Origin of the sequence: Paenibacillus sp. IHB B 3084, from assembly GCF_001447315.1 — a bacterium.
GTDB lineage: Bacteria > Bacillota > Bacilli > Paenibacillales > Paenibacillaceae > Paenibacillus.
The window spans coordinates 5,470,572-5,486,546 of the sequence record NZ_CP013203.1; the positions used below are offsets into that span (position 1 = coordinate 5,470,572).

General features: G+C 47.9%; 12 protein-coding genes and 2 pseudogenes. 1 reads left to right on the forward strand and 13 read right to left on the reverse strand.

Annotation, left to right across the window (positions count from 1 at the left end; genetic code table 11):
- Positions 1-2: 2 nt before the first annotated feature.
- The 10 genes and pseudogenes from ASL14_RS25370 to ASL14_RS25415 form a co-directional block, all read right to left on the reverse strand.
- A complete protein-coding gene (locus ASL14_RS25370; RefSeq protein WP_134914638.1) occupies positions 3-1,868 on the reverse strand; it encodes an ABC transporter ATP-binding protein in 1,866 nt (621 codons plus the stop codon).
- Positions 1,843-3,738 (reverse strand): ABC transporter ATP-binding protein, encoded by a 1,896-nt coding sequence (locus tag ASL14_RS25375; RefSeq protein WP_134914264.1) that lies wholly within the window; start codon positions 3,736-3,738, stop codon positions 1,843-1,845. The genes ASL14_RS25370 and ASL14_RS25375 overlap by 26 nt, the downstream gene beginning before the upstream one ends.
- Before the next feature lie 215 nt (positions 3,739-3,953).
- Positions 3,954-4,778: a thioesterase II family protein gene (locus ASL14_RS25380; RefSeq protein ID WP_134914266.1), complete on the reverse strand. Its 825-nt coding sequence runs from the start codon at positions 4,776-4,778 to the stop codon at positions 3,954-3,956.
- Between the two features lie 803 nt (positions 4,779-5,581).
- Positions 5,582-6,558: pseudogene (gene glpX, locus ASL14_RS25385) on the reverse strand (class II fructose-bisphosphatase).
- Positions 6,559-6,638: 80 nt separating this feature from the next.
- Positions 6,639-7,442, reverse strand: a complete 804-nt coding sequence (locus ASL14_RS25390; RefSeq protein WP_134914268.1) for a pyruvate, water dikinase regulatory protein — start codon at positions 7,440-7,442, stop codon at positions 6,639-6,641.
- A 13-nt stretch (positions 7,443-7,455) separates the two neighbouring features.
- Positions 7,456-8,076 (reverse strand): helix-turn-helix transcriptional regulator, encoded by a 621-nt coding sequence (locus ASL14_RS25395; protein WP_134914270.1) that lies wholly within the window; start codon positions 8,074-8,076, stop codon positions 7,456-7,458.
- A 236-nt stretch (positions 8,077-8,312) separates the two neighbouring features.
- A pseudogene (locus ASL14_RS25400) lies at positions 8,313-9,522 on the reverse strand (ABC transporter permease).
- Complete coding sequence (locus tag ASL14_RS25405) at positions 9,519-10,238, reverse strand: ABC transporter ATP-binding protein (protein ID WP_134914272.1); 720 nt, start codon at positions 10,236-10,238, stop codon at positions 9,519-9,521. Before ASL14_RS25405 ends, ASL14_RS25400 begins: the two are co-directional and overlap by 4 nt.
- Positions 10,239-10,244: 6 nt before the next feature.
- Entirely contained in the window at positions 10,245-11,702 is a 1,458-nt protein-coding gene (locus ASL14_RS25410) for an efflux RND transporter periplasmic adaptor subunit (protein ID WP_134914274.1), read from the reverse strand.
- Positions 11,703-11,715: 13 nt separating this feature from the next.
- Complete coding sequence (locus ASL14_RS25415) at positions 11,716-12,891, reverse strand: TolC family protein (RefSeq protein ID WP_134914276.1); 1,176 nt, start codon at positions 12,889-12,891, stop codon at positions 11,716-11,718.
- Positions 12,892-13,213: 322 nt separating this feature from the next.
- Between ASL14_RS25415 and ASL14_RS25420 the strand changes: the two genes are divergently transcribed.
- Positions 13,214-13,402: a hypothetical protein gene (locus ASL14_RS25420; RefSeq protein ID WP_014281398.1), complete on the forward strand. Its 189-nt coding sequence runs from the start codon at positions 13,214-13,216 to the stop codon at positions 13,400-13,402.
- Between the two features lie 97 nt (positions 13,403-13,499).
- Here ASL14_RS25420 and ASL14_RS25425 read toward each other — a convergent pair whose 3' ends face one another.
- The 3 genes from ASL14_RS25425 to ASL14_RS25435 all read right to left on the reverse strand — a co-directional run bounded on the left by ASL14_RS25425 (position 13,500) and on the right by ASL14_RS25435 (position 15,856).
- Positions 13,500-13,826 (reverse strand): MGMT family protein, encoded by a 327-nt coding sequence (locus ASL14_RS25425; protein ID WP_134914278.1) that lies wholly within the window; start codon positions 13,824-13,826, stop codon positions 13,500-13,502.
- A gap of 142 nt (positions 13,827-13,968) precedes the next feature.
- Positions 13,969-15,129 (reverse strand): rhamnogalacturonan acetylesterase, encoded by a 1,161-nt coding sequence (locus ASL14_RS25430; protein ID WP_134914280.1) that lies wholly within the window; start codon positions 15,127-15,129, stop codon positions 13,969-13,971.
- Positions 15,130-15,433: 304 nt separating this feature from the next.
- Complete coding sequence (locus tag ASL14_RS25435; RefSeq protein ID WP_134914282.1) at positions 15,434-15,856, reverse strand: hypothetical protein; 423 nt, start codon at positions 15,854-15,856, stop codon at positions 15,434-15,436.
- Positions 15,857-15,975: the final 119 nt, after the last annotated feature.

Genomic DNA, 15,975 nt, shown 5'->3' on the forward strand with positions numbered 1-15,975 from the left:
ATTTATGCGGTTTGTTCCTCAGGATGCTTTCGAAACTGAAGCTCATACAGCTCCGCATAATGACCGCCCTCGGCAAGGAGCTGGTCATGGGTACCCTGTTCTTTCAGCTCGCCTTCGGCAAGGACACAGATCGTATCCGCCCGCTCAATCGTAGACAATCGATGGGCAATGACTAATGTCGTACGATCCTTCATCAGCTCATTTAAGCCCTGCTGAACTTCATATTCCGATTCTGCATCCAGGGCCGAGGTCGCTTCATCCAGCAGCAAAATCGGTGCATTTTTGAGCAAAGCACGGGCAATCGCGATCCGCTGTCTTTGACCGCCGGACAAGTTGGCTCCGCGTTCACCGACAATGGTGTCGTAACCCTCCGGCAGCTCGGCTATGAAGCCGCTGGCATAGGCCGTTTTGGCCGCAGCCTCTACTTCCTCATCTGTGGCATCCGGTGAGCCAAAACGGATATTATCCGCTACTGTACCGTGGAACAGCGTAGCCTCCTGTGGTACATAGGCCATCAAATCCCTGACCTCATCCAACCGAAATTCTCCTGCCGAACGACCACGGACCCGCAGCACACCCTCATCCGGTGGGTAAAAGCCCAGCAACAGCTTCATGACTGTGCTTTTGCCACCACCACTCGGGCCGACAAGCGCGGTTACCTGCCCTTCCGGCACGATCAGATTCAACCTTCGCAGCGTTGGACGGTCCGGCTGATAGCCAAAGGTGATGTCGTGCAGCTCCAGCGCAGCCGGAACTTGTTCAATGACGCGGCCTGGGCCCACGGTCTCGACATCACCATAGGATCCCTTAGGCTCACTGGCTGATAAAGCTGCCGCCTCCGGGCCGATAAGCCCAGTCCGCGGTCCCTTCTGTTTCGCTGCTGGAAAGTGCTCCTCTTCCTTCGACTCATCCAGAATTTCGCGGATACGCGCCAAACCCGCCAAGGAGTTTTGCAACAGTGATATAGCCGCCCCCAGTTGCAAAAACACCGTGGAAATACCGCTTTGCAGCTGCACAATCTGTCCCAGTACTCCCAGCTCCATTTGCTTCTGCGAAACCAGAATCAGTCCGGCGACAAGCACACCGCCCAGCGTAATGAATTCAATTATAAAATTGCACATATCCTGCAAGCCCATATGACGTCCCTGCCGGATGCTGATGCTGTTTATGTCCTCGCTTGCATCGTTACAAAGGCCGCCTACCTTTGTCCGCAATCCAAACAGCTTCACTGTCTGCAAACCGGAAAGCAAATCACTCAACCGTTCCGTGAACCTGCTCATCCGTCCCTGTAACTCTTCACTCGTCTGTCGCATCTTCTTCGCGAAATGAGAATTTACCCAAGCTGAGGCCAGCCCCAGTAAAACCGCCATAATCCCAAATCGCCAATCCAGCGCCATCATAATGACCAGTGAGCCAAAGAAAAGCGAAATTTCCAGTATAATCGAGCGAATATGAACGGTGTAAGCCTGCTCCAACGCCTGTACATCGTTCGTCATGCGGGATACAAGATCACCCGAATGTCGTTTTTCGGCCTTTTCATACGATAGCTTGACGATATGCCCGAATAGTCTCATCCGTACGTCGGCAATCGCCAGCTTCACACACCGCTTATACATGTAGCTGCACAGCGGGGAAATAAGACTTAATGCCAAAAATGTACCGCTGACCAAATAAACCGCCTGGTATAGCTCCTGCACATCGCCATCAACCGCAAAATTTAGCAAATAATGCACCACAAAGGAAAGTAAAATCGTGATGCTCGCATTGGTCAGACTGTTGCCAATCAGCCCGGTAAAATACCATTTCCGGTGCGGCCTCATCAGGGACATCAACTGCTTAAGCTCATAAAACCCCTGCTTGAAGGTCACGATTCTCACTCCTTTCCTCCGACATAGAATTTCCGTTTTCCATCGTATGCTGTTCTTCTTCGAAATTTTTCAAATACAGCTTTCGGTACACACCGTCACGGCCTAGCAATTCCTCATGGGTCCCCGATTCCACAATGCTCCCCTCATCGAGTACAATAATCCGGTTCGCCTGACGCACGGTTGACAGTCGATGAGCAATGACCAGTACCGTCCGGTTTTGCATTGCCGCATTCATCGCGATCTGCACCTGAGCCTCCGACTGGCTATCGAGCGCTGAAGTTGGCTCGTCCAGTAGAAGCAGCGGAGCATTTTTCAGCAATGCTCTTGCTATGGAAATACGTTGCTTTTGTCCGCCGGACAATCCGCCTCCCCGCTCGCTCAAAAGGGTTTCATAGCCCTCGGGAAGCTGAACAATAAAATCATGCGCATGTGCCGCTTTCGCCGCCTCGACAATTTCTTCCCGGGTCGCCTCCAGACGCCCATATCCGATATTTTCTGCAATGGTGGCCGGAAAAAGAGACGGCTCCTGAGATACCATCGAAATATGGCTGCGCAGGCTTGTTAAATTCCAATCTGTCAAACTCTTTCCAAATAGTTGAACGGTGCCAACATGCTCTCCCGGTTCATTAAATCCGCAAAGCAATTTGAAAATCGTGCTTTTGCCGCCACCGCTGGCGCCGACAATCGCTACCGTTTCTCCTTGTCCTACCTGGAAGCTAATATCCTTCAGCACCGTGTTCCCTTCGTTGTAGCCAAAGGTTAAATGCTCAAAGCTGACCACAGCAATGTCATCGTTGCTTTCTGCTCCGCCTGCCTCACTTCCACTAGTTTGGTTGGCTTCCCTATCTGCATCGTCTTCCAAACGGCGGGCCTTATCCCCTCGATCTTGACCGACTGAAGTGATTTCGCCGCCTTGACGTTCATCCGGCCAATCCAGTAGCTCAAACAAATGCTTCGCCGCTCCCCCTGCTTCCTTCATTTGCGAGATGATCGTCGGCAGCATTGAAATGGGCTGCAATATGAACGAAATCAGATATAAAAATAGGACAATACCTCCAGCATTCAGCTCTCCTTGTTGAATCAGGTATCCTCCGTACGCAATGACCAAAATAATCGGTGTTGCCAGCATCATCACACCTACCGGAGTAATGAACGCATAGCGTTTTTCCAGCCGCAAGCCGCGCTTGACGACCTCCTCCATAATCACCATATACTTCTTCAACAGCACAGCCTGCATATTGAATGCCTTGACGATAGGAATTCCTCCGATCGCATCCTGCCCCACCGCGTTCAAATGAGCCATTTTCTCCTGAAGCTCCTCGGAATATTTTTCAATCGGCTTGCTCATCAGTGATGTTATGATCATTCCTACAGGCATGAGCGCAAGACTTGCCAAAATCAGTTTCCAGCTTGTCAGTAAAAGCAACGTTAACGATGCCGTAAACACTAGCGGTAAATAAAACAGATTGGCAAACTGCTGGATAAAAAAGTTCTGTAACACCGCCGTATTGTTTGTTAGACGGGATACCAAATCTCCGGTGAACTTCCTCTCCACGCTGGAAACCGGTAAATCGCAAAACTTATGTACGAGGTCGCCTCTCAAGTCCCGCAGAGCGCTAACGCTAAATCGCGCCGAAGCGTACCTCATCACAAACTTACAGGGCATTCCAATTAGCGTCATACCAACAACCAGATAGATCATGTTCTGGGCGGAGGAGAATGTCCCCTGTGCCATTTGCTCAATGGCCTTACCCAAAATAATGTCTATGGCTGCCAAACATAAGGAGGCGATCACCGTTATGAGAACCCATAGATTGTACGGTCTTACATAACGTGCGAGTCTCCGAAAAGCAGAATTAGATCGAAACAAGGACATCCCTCTTTTTCGTTGCTCACACTTTCGCAGTGCGAACTTTTTTTAGTTGCAATGGACACGGTGAGATAAACTCTGCTCTGGATGTAGGAGTGTTTGCATGGAATGAAATTGTTCTTGAATTATGCTGGGAATTGCAGCATGGTGGTGGGTTGGCTGTCGGATTGTTGCCGAGATGTTAATAACGTAGTGTATCGTGATGTGTGGGACATTTAACTCTGTCTGAATCGTGGTTGTAGGGTATTGGTGCTATAAGATGTTTGAGCTGCGGCAGCGTGGTTCAGAGCTGAAGATGCGGACAAAATATTCACGACTGCGCTTATCACTTCTTGCTCTTGTTCATGGATGAAAAAGTGATTGCCTTCGAACATTCGCACATCTATGGGTGATGTGGTGTGCTGCTGCCAGGCATGGAGTGAATCAGTCGTCACCTCATGATCCTTCATGCCGCCTAAAATGGTCATCGGACAGGCCAAGGGGCTTCCCGGCTGATAAACATACGTTTCGCACACCTTAAAATCTGCACGCAGACGAGGCATAATAATTTGCATTAACTCTGCATTTTGCAGTACTTCTTCGGGTGTTCCCTGCATCAAACGAAGCTCTTCGGTGAAAGGTTGATCTGCTAAATCATGGAGTTGTTTTTTGGAATACGGAAGATGTGGTGCGGATTTACCGGATACGATGATATGGACAGGCAAAGTCCCGGTTTTGTTATACAACTGCCGTGCTGTTTCAAATGCAATCAGTGCTCCCATACTGTGTCCGAAAAAAGCAAACGGCTTATGTACGTATGGAGCCATAGCGGGAATCAACGATTGCACGATGTCCTGAATGGTGTCCATTGGAGCCTCTGTTGAGCGACTTTCACGTCCTGGAAGTTGTACAGGTAACACAGTAATGTCGGGCGCAAGTCTAGACTTCCAGGAATTAAATATGGAAGCGCCGCCACCGGCATAAGGGAAGCAAAATAGTTGGAGCTTCTCAGCCGGATGGACCGCAGTTTTCGCAAACCAAGATTGTGACCGAGTCGTCATATGAATTCCTCCATCCTCTATGCAGTTCAGGATTTTACAGTAAATCCTTATATCGCTTTTTTTCTTCCAACACTTTCTAGCTGTTTTTAAATATACAAACTTTAAAACCGCTTGGCATGGGACAAAAGATCTAACTTGATAGAGTTCATAAAAATAAAACAAAATACATATTATGCTATTTATTTCCATACTTTAAAAGCAACAATTCACTTTTCGCATGAATTTCCTGCTGATTATGATCTGTTAATTGGATTCAAGACGAGCTTTCAGATTTTCATGAATTTTGTAAAATCAAAATGTGATGATTTGCAATAAATCTAGAAAGCCTTGTACTACAACAATTTTACCTTTACATGCCATTAACATAAATGTAACAAATTCAGCCTGATATCATCCGACAAATTCCGCCTTTTTCCGCAACAGCCTTTAGCCTCCTATTTATGGCATTAAATTTCATCAAGCTCACATCAATCAAAATTAATAACTATTTAATTTTTAATAAATTATATTGTTTTATAGTTCTATAGAACCAATTTTCACACAAATTTTTTTGACTCTCCGTCTAAAAATTTCAGTTCAGATTGAATTTTTCTCCCCTAAAGCTATGAATTTTCTTTTCAAACTTTAATAGAAATGTTTATCTTCCTTCAAAAGTGTCGATTTTTAGGAAATTTATATCTTTGGTTCTGGCCCTTCTGCAATCGGCAAACGAACCGAAAACATCAAACAGCAAGTCTCCATGTGTAAGAGACTTGCTGTTTTTAAGCTTATTATGACTTGGTCTTTGATGTAGCTGTGAAGACTTAAGAGGATGCGGCTGCAGCGAGCGTACCGGAAGAGTCAGCCGTATGGTGAATACTCCGTACAAAGCGGATCGTTTTCGTTTCCGAGTGCATCACGACCGAATGGGTTTCCGCTCTATGACCAGGGAGGGAACGAACCCCTTGCAGCCACTCGCCCGGTGTCACGCCAGTAGCCACAAACATTACGCCTTTACGTCCGACCATATCCTCCATGGACAATAAAGCCCCCGGATCAGCAATGCCCATACGTTTGCACCGTTCGATCTCTTCTTCACCATGAGGCAACAGGCGACCTTGAATCTCTCCACCCATGCATTTCAGCGCTGCCGCAGCCAGCACACCTTCAGGCGCTCCACCGGAGCCGATATGCAGATCCACACCGCTATCCAGGCATGTTTCAATTGCACCCATTACATCTCCATGCCCAAGCAGCTTGATCCGAACGCCGCTTTCCCGCAGCAGCTTGATGATTCCGGCGTGACGTGTACGATCCAGAATGGACACGGTAAGTTCGGGCAAGGATTTACCCAATATCCGTGCTGCCTTTGACAGGGTAGCCGGAATCGGATCATCCAGTGACAGCTTTCCAGCCAGTGCCGGGCCTACGGCCATTTTTTGCATATACATATCCGGAGCATGGAGCAGACCACCACGGGGGCAGCAGCAATGACCGAGAAGGCATTGTTCAATCCGTTCGCCACCGTTTCGGTTCCCTCCAGCGGATCGACGGCGATATCTATGGCCGGCCCTCTGCGATTGCCTACTCTTTCCCCGATATACAGCATGGGAGCCTCATCCATTTCTCCTTCGCCAATGACGACTGTACCGTCCATAGATACTGCGTTAAAATGAGTGCGGATGGCAACCGTAGCCGCCTCGTCCGCGCTGTTCTTATCTCCACGTCCTATCCATTGCGCTGATTGCAGCGCTGCCGCCTCTGTAACCCGAACGAATTCCAATGCCAGTTGACTCTCCATACCTATCCCTCCACCTCTTTATTTATCTATAACACTCCTGTATCCTACAGCAACTATTATCTATTGAGCAGCTACGGCTTCTATAACATCCTGATAATCAAACCCGCTGTTTCTTCAATCGCTTTATCGGTGACATCAATGATCGGGCAACCTAATTCCGTAAATAGGGATTGCGCATACGCAATCTCTTCCTCCACCCGCGTCGATGTAGCATATTGCACATTGTTAGGCAGCCCCATCACTTTGAGTCGCTCACTACGTATTTTTAGCAGCAGCTCCGGCTGGATCGTCAACCCAAACACCCGACCATGCTGTACATCCTTTAACTGTGCGGGTGGGGTCAGCTCCGGTACAATGGGAATGTTGACCGTTTTATAACCTTTATGCGCCAGAAACATCGACAAAGGAGTTTTGGAAATACGGGATACGCCTAGCAGTACAATATCTGCTTTGAGAATGGCACTCACATCTTTGCCATCATCATATTGAACCGCAAAATCCATGGCTTCCACTCGGCGGAAATAATTATCGTCCATCCGATGCAGCAGACCGGGTTTTTCCTTGGGATCATCATGGAACGTGTCAGCAAACGCCTGCATCATCGGGCCCATGATATCGACAGCCCGCACATTCAGCCGGACAGCCTCCTCTTTCATTGCTTCTCTCAACTCAGGCTGTACCAGCGTATAGGCTACAAAGCCTCTACGCTCGGCCACCTCTTCCATCACCCGGCTTAGTTCGTCTTCATCTCTTACATTCATAAATCTCTTGATCTCTGTGTCCGGTAGCTCGAATTGGCGCATGGTCGCATGAACGACGGCTTCTGCCGTCTCGCCAATCGAGTCTGAACAGATCGCTATAAAATGACTGCGCGCCTGAACCATTCGATTCCTCCCATTAATCCTCTGCTACCATATCGAGCAACATTTTGATGATATTTGTTTTCGTAATGCGTCCCACCACTTTCCAATGCTCTCCTGGTTTATCAGAGCTGGAAGGGACGACGACAGGCAGACTGTCGATTTGACGGGCAATGATTTTGCGCGCTGCCTCCAATACAGTGTCTTCCGGGGAAACAGTGACGACATTCGCCTGACGGGTCATCACGAGACTGACAGGGATGGTTGCCGCATTCGGATTGCCTAGCGTAACCTTGAGCAGATCCTTGCGGGAAGCTACTCCTGCCAGATTCCCCTCTTCATCGGTAACGATCAGGTTACTCACGTTCTCCAGAAAAAGAGCAACCACAGCTTCCTGAATCGTTGTTGTTTCACGTACGATGACTGGAACCCCGTGAAGATCGCCGACCTTCATTTGCATGAGCCGGAATTTTTCCTCCCGGTTCGGTGTGCCCCGCTTTCCGACAAAATAACCAACCTTGGGCTTCGCATCTATATAATTCAGAATGCCCAGCTTGGATAGGTCGGTCCGAATGGTCGCCTTGCTGAGATTGAGCATTTCCGCAATCTGATCACCGGTAATCGGGGCATGCTTTTGTACGATGTTTAAAATTTCCACTTGTCTTGCCGTAAGGTCGATGATGAACGCCCCTCCTTTTTTTTCCTTGCTATCTGATATTAAATATAATACGTCATATATAATTATAAATCAACCTTTAAAAGCATATAAAACATCACATATATAAAATTAAAGCGGTTATTGATGGTTTTCTATCGTTTAAAACACTTATACCACACCAAAAAAGCGGATACTTCATACCCTGCTCTTTCGAGTAAGACGAAGTATCCGCTCCTTTATTCGTATCTTAAAGCATCAATCGGACGCAGCTTGGACGCCTTCCGCGCCGGGTACACTCCAAACAGTACACCAACCCCCATGCAGCACAGAAAAGAGTACAGCACAGGTTCCATCGTATACACAATTGGCATATGGACAAATTTCTCCAGCAGCTTCGCGCCCCCAAGACCCGCCATAACGCCAACCAGTCCGCCCATCAGACTGAGAAAAACAGCCTCGGCCAGAAATTGCAGCATAATATCACTGCGCTGCGCACCAATCGCCTTGCGAATCCCGATCTCTCTTGTCCGTTCGGTAACGGACACCAGCATAATATTCATAATGCCAACACCGCCAACACCGAGCGCAATCGCAGCAACGCCGAGCAACAGCATATTCATAACCTTGTCTACACCTGAGACCGTTTTTAGGATCTCCGTCTGGGTCATGATCTGAAAATCATCGCCCTCTGATGGCTTCAGCTCATGCCGGGCACGCAGCACCTGTCGGATTTCAGCACTCGCCTGGTCAATCTTCTCCTCCGTTGTTGCAGAAGCATTCACCTGCTGAATGCTCATATTCCCCAGCCGTTCCATCCCTGTTGTAATCGGCACATATACCTGCTGCCCGCTGTTACCCATATTGGAATTGGAATTCGTCAGTACCCCGACCACCTTAAAAGGAAGCTGCTTGATCATGATCGTTTCCCCCACCGCCCTGGAGGCATCCGGACCAAAAATATTACGGGCTGCATCGCTCCCTAGCACCACGACATTCAGTCTCTTTTCCACTTCATAGTGGGTAAAAGACCTGCCCTGAGCGAGCGACAGCTTTCTCACATGGATGAAAGCCAGCGAAGTCCCCTCAATCTGCCCGCTGACCTTATTGCGGCTCCACGTAATATCCGCATTGGTCATGGCACTTGGAGCTACCTCGGCTACGGCTTTTTGCTGCTCTAGCGCAGCGATATCCTCCAGAGATATTCCTTTCGTCTGATTGAACGACATGGAGCTGGACCCATCATATGGGGCATAAGGATAAATCATGAGCAAATTATCCCATACTGTTAATCTGCGACGTAATCGTGGCCGTAGAGCCTTTACCGATGGCTACAATCGCGATTACAGCAGCCACCCCAATAATAATACCCAGCATGGTCAGCAAGGATCGCAGCATATTGGTTCGCAAACTGTTGAGCGATACCCGGATAATTTCCCGAAATTTCATGCCTTCACTTCCTCTGCCGCCATTCTTCGGTTCCCAACAGGCTGATCCTTTTCAATCCGTCCATCGCGAAAATGAATTAGACGCTTGGCGTATTCCGCAATTTCCTGATCATGCGTAACGAGCACAACCGTTTTACCCCGATCGTTCAGGCGTTGGAAAATCTCCATAATTTCAACGCTTGTTTTAGAGTCCAATGCGCCTGTCGGTTCATCCGCCAAAAGAATGACCGGATTGTTTACAAGTGCGCGGGCAATGGATACCCGTTGCTGCTGACCGCCTGACAGCTCATTCGGCTTGTTGTTCATCCGATCGCTCAGCCCCACGCTGGTCAGCGCCTCAATGGCACGCAAGCGCCGCTCCTTGGCTGATACCCCGGCATAGATCATGGGCAACTCTACATTATCCAAAGCCGTTGCCCTTGGGAGCAAATGAAATTTTTGAAATACAAAACCGATTTTCTGATTACGGATAATAGCCAGCTCATCTTCACGTGCATCCAGTATGGAATAACCGTCCAAATAAAATTGCCCCGAGGTAGGCAAATCCAGACAACCAATGACATTCATCATCGTGGACTTGCCTGATCCAGACGGTCCCATGATCGCAACAAAATCACCGTCAGCAATATCAAGTTGTACCTCCCGCAGGGCATGAATTTCCTGATCCCCGACCTGGTACACTTTTTTCAAATCCTCAATCTGAATGACGTATCTCATAACCGTTTAAAAGCCTCCCTGCATGCCCATAGCGGAAGGGTCCGGCGGAGGTTCAGGAGCAGGCACAATAAGAGTGTCACCCTCCTTCACACCCGACTTGAGCTCGACTCGATCTGGCGTGTAAAATCCGAGTTCTACGGGCTTGAATGTGCGTGCCCCTGGATTTGCAGAGTTATTAGAGGAAACATACACGCCGTCCTGTCCCCCCTCTGATCTTAGGGCAGTCGCTGGTACGAACAACACATTTTTGTGTACCCCCAAAATAACAGCGACATTCATAATCATGCCCGTTTTCAGCTTGCCCTTCGGATCATGAACAGACAGTTCCATCAGATAAGTCGTCATGCCTTCATCTGTGGATGCCTCCGGTGAGACGAATTGCACCTTCCCAGGGAACGACTCACCCGGATAAGCATTGGTGGATAACACCGCTGAAAGTCCTTTTTTCACCTTTACAATATCGTTCTGACTAATTTTCGCAACAATTTTGAGATTGTTGGAGTCCGAGTTGTTCATGACGATAAAAGGAGCCGTCGGACTGGTCCCGACATCCCCGTTCACCTTTAAAATGACTCCGTCCCATGGTGCCGTGACCTGAAGCTTGTTCAGGTCATTTTTTTTCTGTTCCAGCTCGGTGGCCAGTCTTCTAACCTCAATCCGTGCGGATTGGATATTGGAGGCATCGGCTGGAACCTCAATTTTGCGAAGCTCAGCCATAGCCGAACGATAGCCGATTTCAGCCTCTGCGATAGCATGACGCTTTTGCGACATGATTTTACGGAATTGTAAATCCAGACCGTCATAATCTGTCTGTGCCTTATCCAGTGCTTGCTCTGCCTGCTCCATTTCACTGTTGGACACCGCCCCGGCATCATGTAAAAACTTTTGATCTTCATATGTCTTACGCGCCTGCTCCAACTGCTTTTTGGAAGCCTTTTTCTGACTTTCCGCTTCTTCCAGCTCAAATGATTCCTGCGCTGTATCGACAGCCATTTTAGCCCGAAGCACGTTTGTCTTCTGAATTTCAATATCCTCCGCCTTCGGTCCCTTTTCCAATTCAGCCAGCTTGGATTTGGATATTTCCAAACTATCGGATGCGCTCTGGATTTGCATCTTAATTTCAGAACTGTCCAGAAGAGCCAGGACTTGTCCTTTTTTCACCTTGTCTCCGGCCTTCACGTTTACCGCCGCCAGCTTATTTTCGCCTGCACTTGTGAAATTCAGCTTTACTTCCTTGGAGGCCTGCACGGTACCAGATGTATCCAGCTTCTCGCTCACATCCCCGCGCTCCACTTTAAGTATCTCGTCCTGAACTAATGGTGCAGCCTGCTCTTTGGGCAGCTTCAAATACACTGCTGTTCCGCCCCCGCCTATAACCAGCAGCACAACCGCAGTCCAGATCCACTTTTTCCTCCGTTTTCTTCGTAACTTTAACAAGGCATCGTTTAAAACCGTTTCTGCCAACTTCGTTTCCTCCTTATGTGCTCCATGGCTTGCTCAACGTATATTCATTCTGACTCAGCTCAACCGCCAGCTCTTCCATTTGCCGTTCAATTTGGTCCACCTTCAACTGGTTATTTTTCAGCTCCAGCTCGATAATTAAGCCTCTGGCCCACTTTTTGCGAGACAGCTCCAACCCCTCTTTCGCCGTGCGCAGGCTTTCATCCAGTTGAGCGTATTTTTTTTGGTTTTCCTTGACCGTGGCATATAAATTGCGGAGCGATTCGGCAAAATCCTTTTGTCCCTTGTCCAGCTCCTCCTTGGCTGTATCCACGTCCATTTTGGCTAGATCGTAAGCGCCTGCACCGCTGTTAAAATCGAAATATCTCACATTGAGTTCCGAAGTCTTGATGCTATCCTCCAGCTTCCACAAGTTCGGATTCATATCCATCAGCTGTTGTATATGTATTTCGATATCCAGCTTCTTCGGTTCCTTGTACACTGGTCGATCCACCATTTCATAGGCTGTTCCGTTAGGCTGGCCCATCAGAAAATTCAGAGCGTCACGTGATTTTTGCAGCGCAATTTTCCCCTGCTCGACCGTCTGCTCGGCCTGGCTTCTGGCCTGTGTACTCTCGTTTTTCGCATACTCAGACAGCTTGCCACGCGCAAATTTGGCGAGTGCAATCTTTTCCTCCGCTTGAGCAATTTCAAGCGCTTCCAGATTATTTTTCACCTGATTCTCTGCCACGAACACGCTTTGATAGCTTTTCATCACATTAAAATAAATCTGATCCTTGGCGAACTGCGCCTGCTTTTTGCTGGCTAGATAGGATAATGTCGAAGAGTTATAATTTCTCCAGGATGACTCATCACCAACATATTCACCGTCTATAAAATCGACGAATGCATTTCCCAGGTCCTTTTCTGCATTCTTAAACTCAATTCTTCGACGCTCCACGTCCCGCTCGGCGGTACGCGTGTTGTAGCTATTCGTCTGTGCCCATTCCGCTGCCTGCTTGAGCGTTAATGGAGGTAAAGCCTGACCCGTTACAGAGGCGGTCTTCGATATAACCGCAGCAGACGAGGTTCCTGATATACTTGCTGACGTATTTCCTGTTGAACTCCCTGCTGCACTATCAGCCTGAACGGTGGAAATCAAGCCTGACGACATCGTCAAAACGAGCAGCGTGGCAGCCACTTTTTGCTTCATAAGATGAATCTCTCCCCTTTCAGTGAAATCTTTCGAATTATTTCCATAGATTTCGACATAAATTTCCACAGTCTATCCGCCACCTAATTGTACTTTCAGGTTAATGTTGGTACAAGGTGTCAAACCAATACATTTTTGTAACCTTTTTTTGAGCATATTGTCGAAGTAAGCTGTTCTCTTACAAATCCGATATAAAACGAATCTGTTTTTACCTGAACTTTACCTAAATTTCAGCTAATTTTAAGGAAACCAACAGCATCTATTAAGGTTAGGAGCATATACTAGAGAAAGAATAGCAGCCGCTCACTGGGAGGGTTAATAGATGATAAAAGAATCTCGCATGACAACTACGAACGAACCATCTGATTTGTGGATGACCCGATTTTTACGTGAATCCGAACAGCAAAAGAAGCAACTGATCCGGGAAGCCCGGAAAAATAACGATATACCACTTATAAATAGTATTTCTTTCCACCTTGCCCAACGGAATCAGCAGCATCTGATCAGCTAGGGATGATTTTAATAGAGATGTATCTCACTTCTAACCTAAAATGCCGATCAACGTCGCTTGCATGCGTACGTGATCGGCATTTTTAGGTTGTTTCTATCTATTCGTCTTCTGTCATCGCTTGAGAATCATGCAAGTATTTTTCCAGTGAAATTCGTCCGTTCGCCATAAACTGTATACCTTCTGCTTCCAAAAGCAGCCTTTGTAAAGAAGCTCCTTCATCGTCCTGTAGCGCGATTTCTCCCAATCGATTTACGACTCTCTGCCAGGGCAAGCGGTGCTTGCTGCTAAGCGTATGCAAAATACGCACCACCTGACGCGCCCCTCTCGGACTCCCTGCTTCCGTTGCAATTTGTCCGTAGGTCATGATTTTCCCCTCAGGGATGGACTGGACTATTTTTAATACACGAGCTGTAAAAGGCTGCATGTGATCGTCGAATCTCCTTTCTCCTAGCCGCAACTGTGGTCTTCACGTCTCAAAACAGTGCTGATACCATACAACAAAACCATTCCGGTTCTCGCGCTGTTTTTCTATCATTATAGCACCCACAGTCTTCGGTTGGCGAAGGCTAGAATCCGCTTAGACCCTGCCTTTTTAAATCCTTAGCTACTAGACGTGCCAGTTCCTTTGCTCCCGCAACATTCGGATGCAGCGTGTCACCGTTCATATACAGGGCAAGCGTGGCTTGCGGGCCAATGGAGGTAAAATAAGCTGAGCTGAGCACATTCAGATCGACCAAAGGCGTTTGTTCCTCTTGAGCCAGCGCTAAAATAGAGCTTCGATACCATCTATTTTCAGCAGTGTGTACATTGTTGGCGTTAAAATCCGTAGCTCGCCCCTGCGGTGTTGACAGGATTAGGGTCGCCCCCTTGGCCTTGACTTGTCGGATCATATCCCGCATCCAGTCCTTAAACTCCGCTTCGCTTTCGTTATGCTTCGGGTTGGTGTCATTAATGCCCAACTGGAGAATGAAATAATCCCCCGGCTTAATGTATTTGACGATGGCCTCAAGCTGACCGTCCTGATGAAAGCCCCTTGCAATTTGACCACCTGACGCCATGTTACGGATCTGGAATGTATTGGTGTTTACGAATTGCGGCAATAACTGACCCCATCCGGCCTGCACACTGCTATCCAGTGGATAGTAATTGCAGACGGTAGAATCCCCGCCGATGTAAATCGTCCGATTCGTAACGGGGTTGTTAGACAATCGCCTGATCTCCAATGCACTTATTGCAAAAGAGGTTCCCTCTTTACCTTCAGTAATCAGCAAATTCAATTGCCCATCGGTCACGGGAATTTGAAAACGGTCCTTCGCTCCGTCCCCCGTCATATTGATGACCTGATAGACTCCCTCGGCGGCAACGCTCGCTCGGGTCGTATTTCCTAGCGTGACCGATACCTCATATAATCCTGGATCAAGATCCACATCAAATGTATTTTCGCTCTTCGTACCGGTCGTCAGAAACCGTACCGCATCACTAGCGACGCCAGTACCGGATGCTCCTACATTGCGTACGTTCTCGGGTGTACGAAAGCCATAACCGCGCGTCGCATCGTATCGCAGGGATGCGTTCACCCCGGTATAGCCTGATTCCACTGGCCCCGCGCCAAAATCAAATTTGTAATCGCCAGCCGCTCCATACGCAGGCGTAGTCCCATTCAAGCCCGGCGTACTACATAATAAAGCGACCAAGAGCATACTGGTCATTCCTTTCATCCACTTCATATCATCATTCCTCCTTCAAAATGTAGAATACCCTAAGGACGTTTCGACTTTTTTGTAAGCGCATACAAAAAATTACGTTCGTTTACCTCATGGATACAGGTTTGTACCCATTGATTCCTATGCAGTCGAAGGCCTGCTTATTCATCTGATCACTCCCTTTCAAATCAATCGCACTCTTAAATATTATAGAATAAATGGGCATATTATGTAAATATCCCAATGTGAATAAGCCCCGCAGATATTCACCTGCGGGGCCTCGTACAGAAGGAACCTTTTTGAAATTTAATTCATTTATAACATTACATTAGTCTCCAACCAAAATACCGTCGAAGCTCTCTGGACCTACCCGTATCGTACCCAGCAGGTTCGAAGAAACAAAAGCGGTATACACCAGCAGTGGCGTAATCGGCGGGTTAAAGTCATCAGCCGAGAACGTGATGACCTGCGGAGCCAGTATACTCAAGCTAAACGTAGACGTTGCCGAGTAAACAAGTGGATCGGTTGGCAAGGTCCCTCTTACAATAGTGATCGTAATTCCTACTAAAGCGAGTGGCAGTTGAACCGACAGAGTCCCTTTAAGCAGAACCCGCGGCGTGCCTGTAATTCCCAGTGTGTTTAATCCGATCTGCCCAAACAACTGCGGCGTATTCAAAACAGTAATCGGAATGGCAATAGAGTTTGCATATGAGGCATTTTGAGATGTTCTTCCATCAATAAATGTTCCCATGGTTTTTCCCCCTTTCTCTACCAGATACTCATAGTCTATGAAGAGGAAGATTATATGCTTGGACTTAATAACTTGCTTAAACACACAACTTTCTCTTTATAGGCGAATGTACAGCCCTT

Coding starts and splice junctions, on each gene's coding strand:
- ASL14_RS25435 (WP_134914282.1), bottom strand. CDS start 15,856: ATGGGAACATTTATTGATGGAAGAACATCTCAAAATGCCTCATATGCA.
- ASL14_RS25380 (WP_134914266.1), bottom strand. CDS start 4,778: ATGACGACTCGGTCACAATCTTGGTTTGCGAAAACTGCGGTCCATCCG.
- ASL14_RS25405 (WP_134914272.1), bottom strand. CDS start 10,238: ATGAGATACGTCATTCAGATTGAGGATTTGAAAAAAGTGTACCAGGTC.
- ASL14_RS25415 (WP_134914276.1), bottom strand. CDS start 12,891: ATGAAGCAAAAAGTGGCTGCCACGCTGCTCGTTTTGACGATGTCGTCA.
- ASL14_RS25420 (WP_014281398.1), top strand. CDS start 13,214: ATGATAAAAGAATCTCGCATGACAACTACGAACGAACCATCTGATTTG.
- ASL14_RS25390 (WP_134914268.1), bottom strand. CDS start 7,442: ATGGTTCAGGCGCGCAGTCATTTTATAGCGATCTGTTCAGACTCGATT.
- ASL14_RS25425 (WP_134914278.1), bottom strand. CDS start 13,826: ATGCAGCCTTTTACAGCTCGTGTATTAAAAATAGTCCAGTCCATCCCT.
- ASL14_RS25430 (WP_134914280.1), bottom strand. CDS start 15,129: ATGAAGTGGATGAAAGGAATGACCAGTATGCTCTTGGTCGCTTTATTA.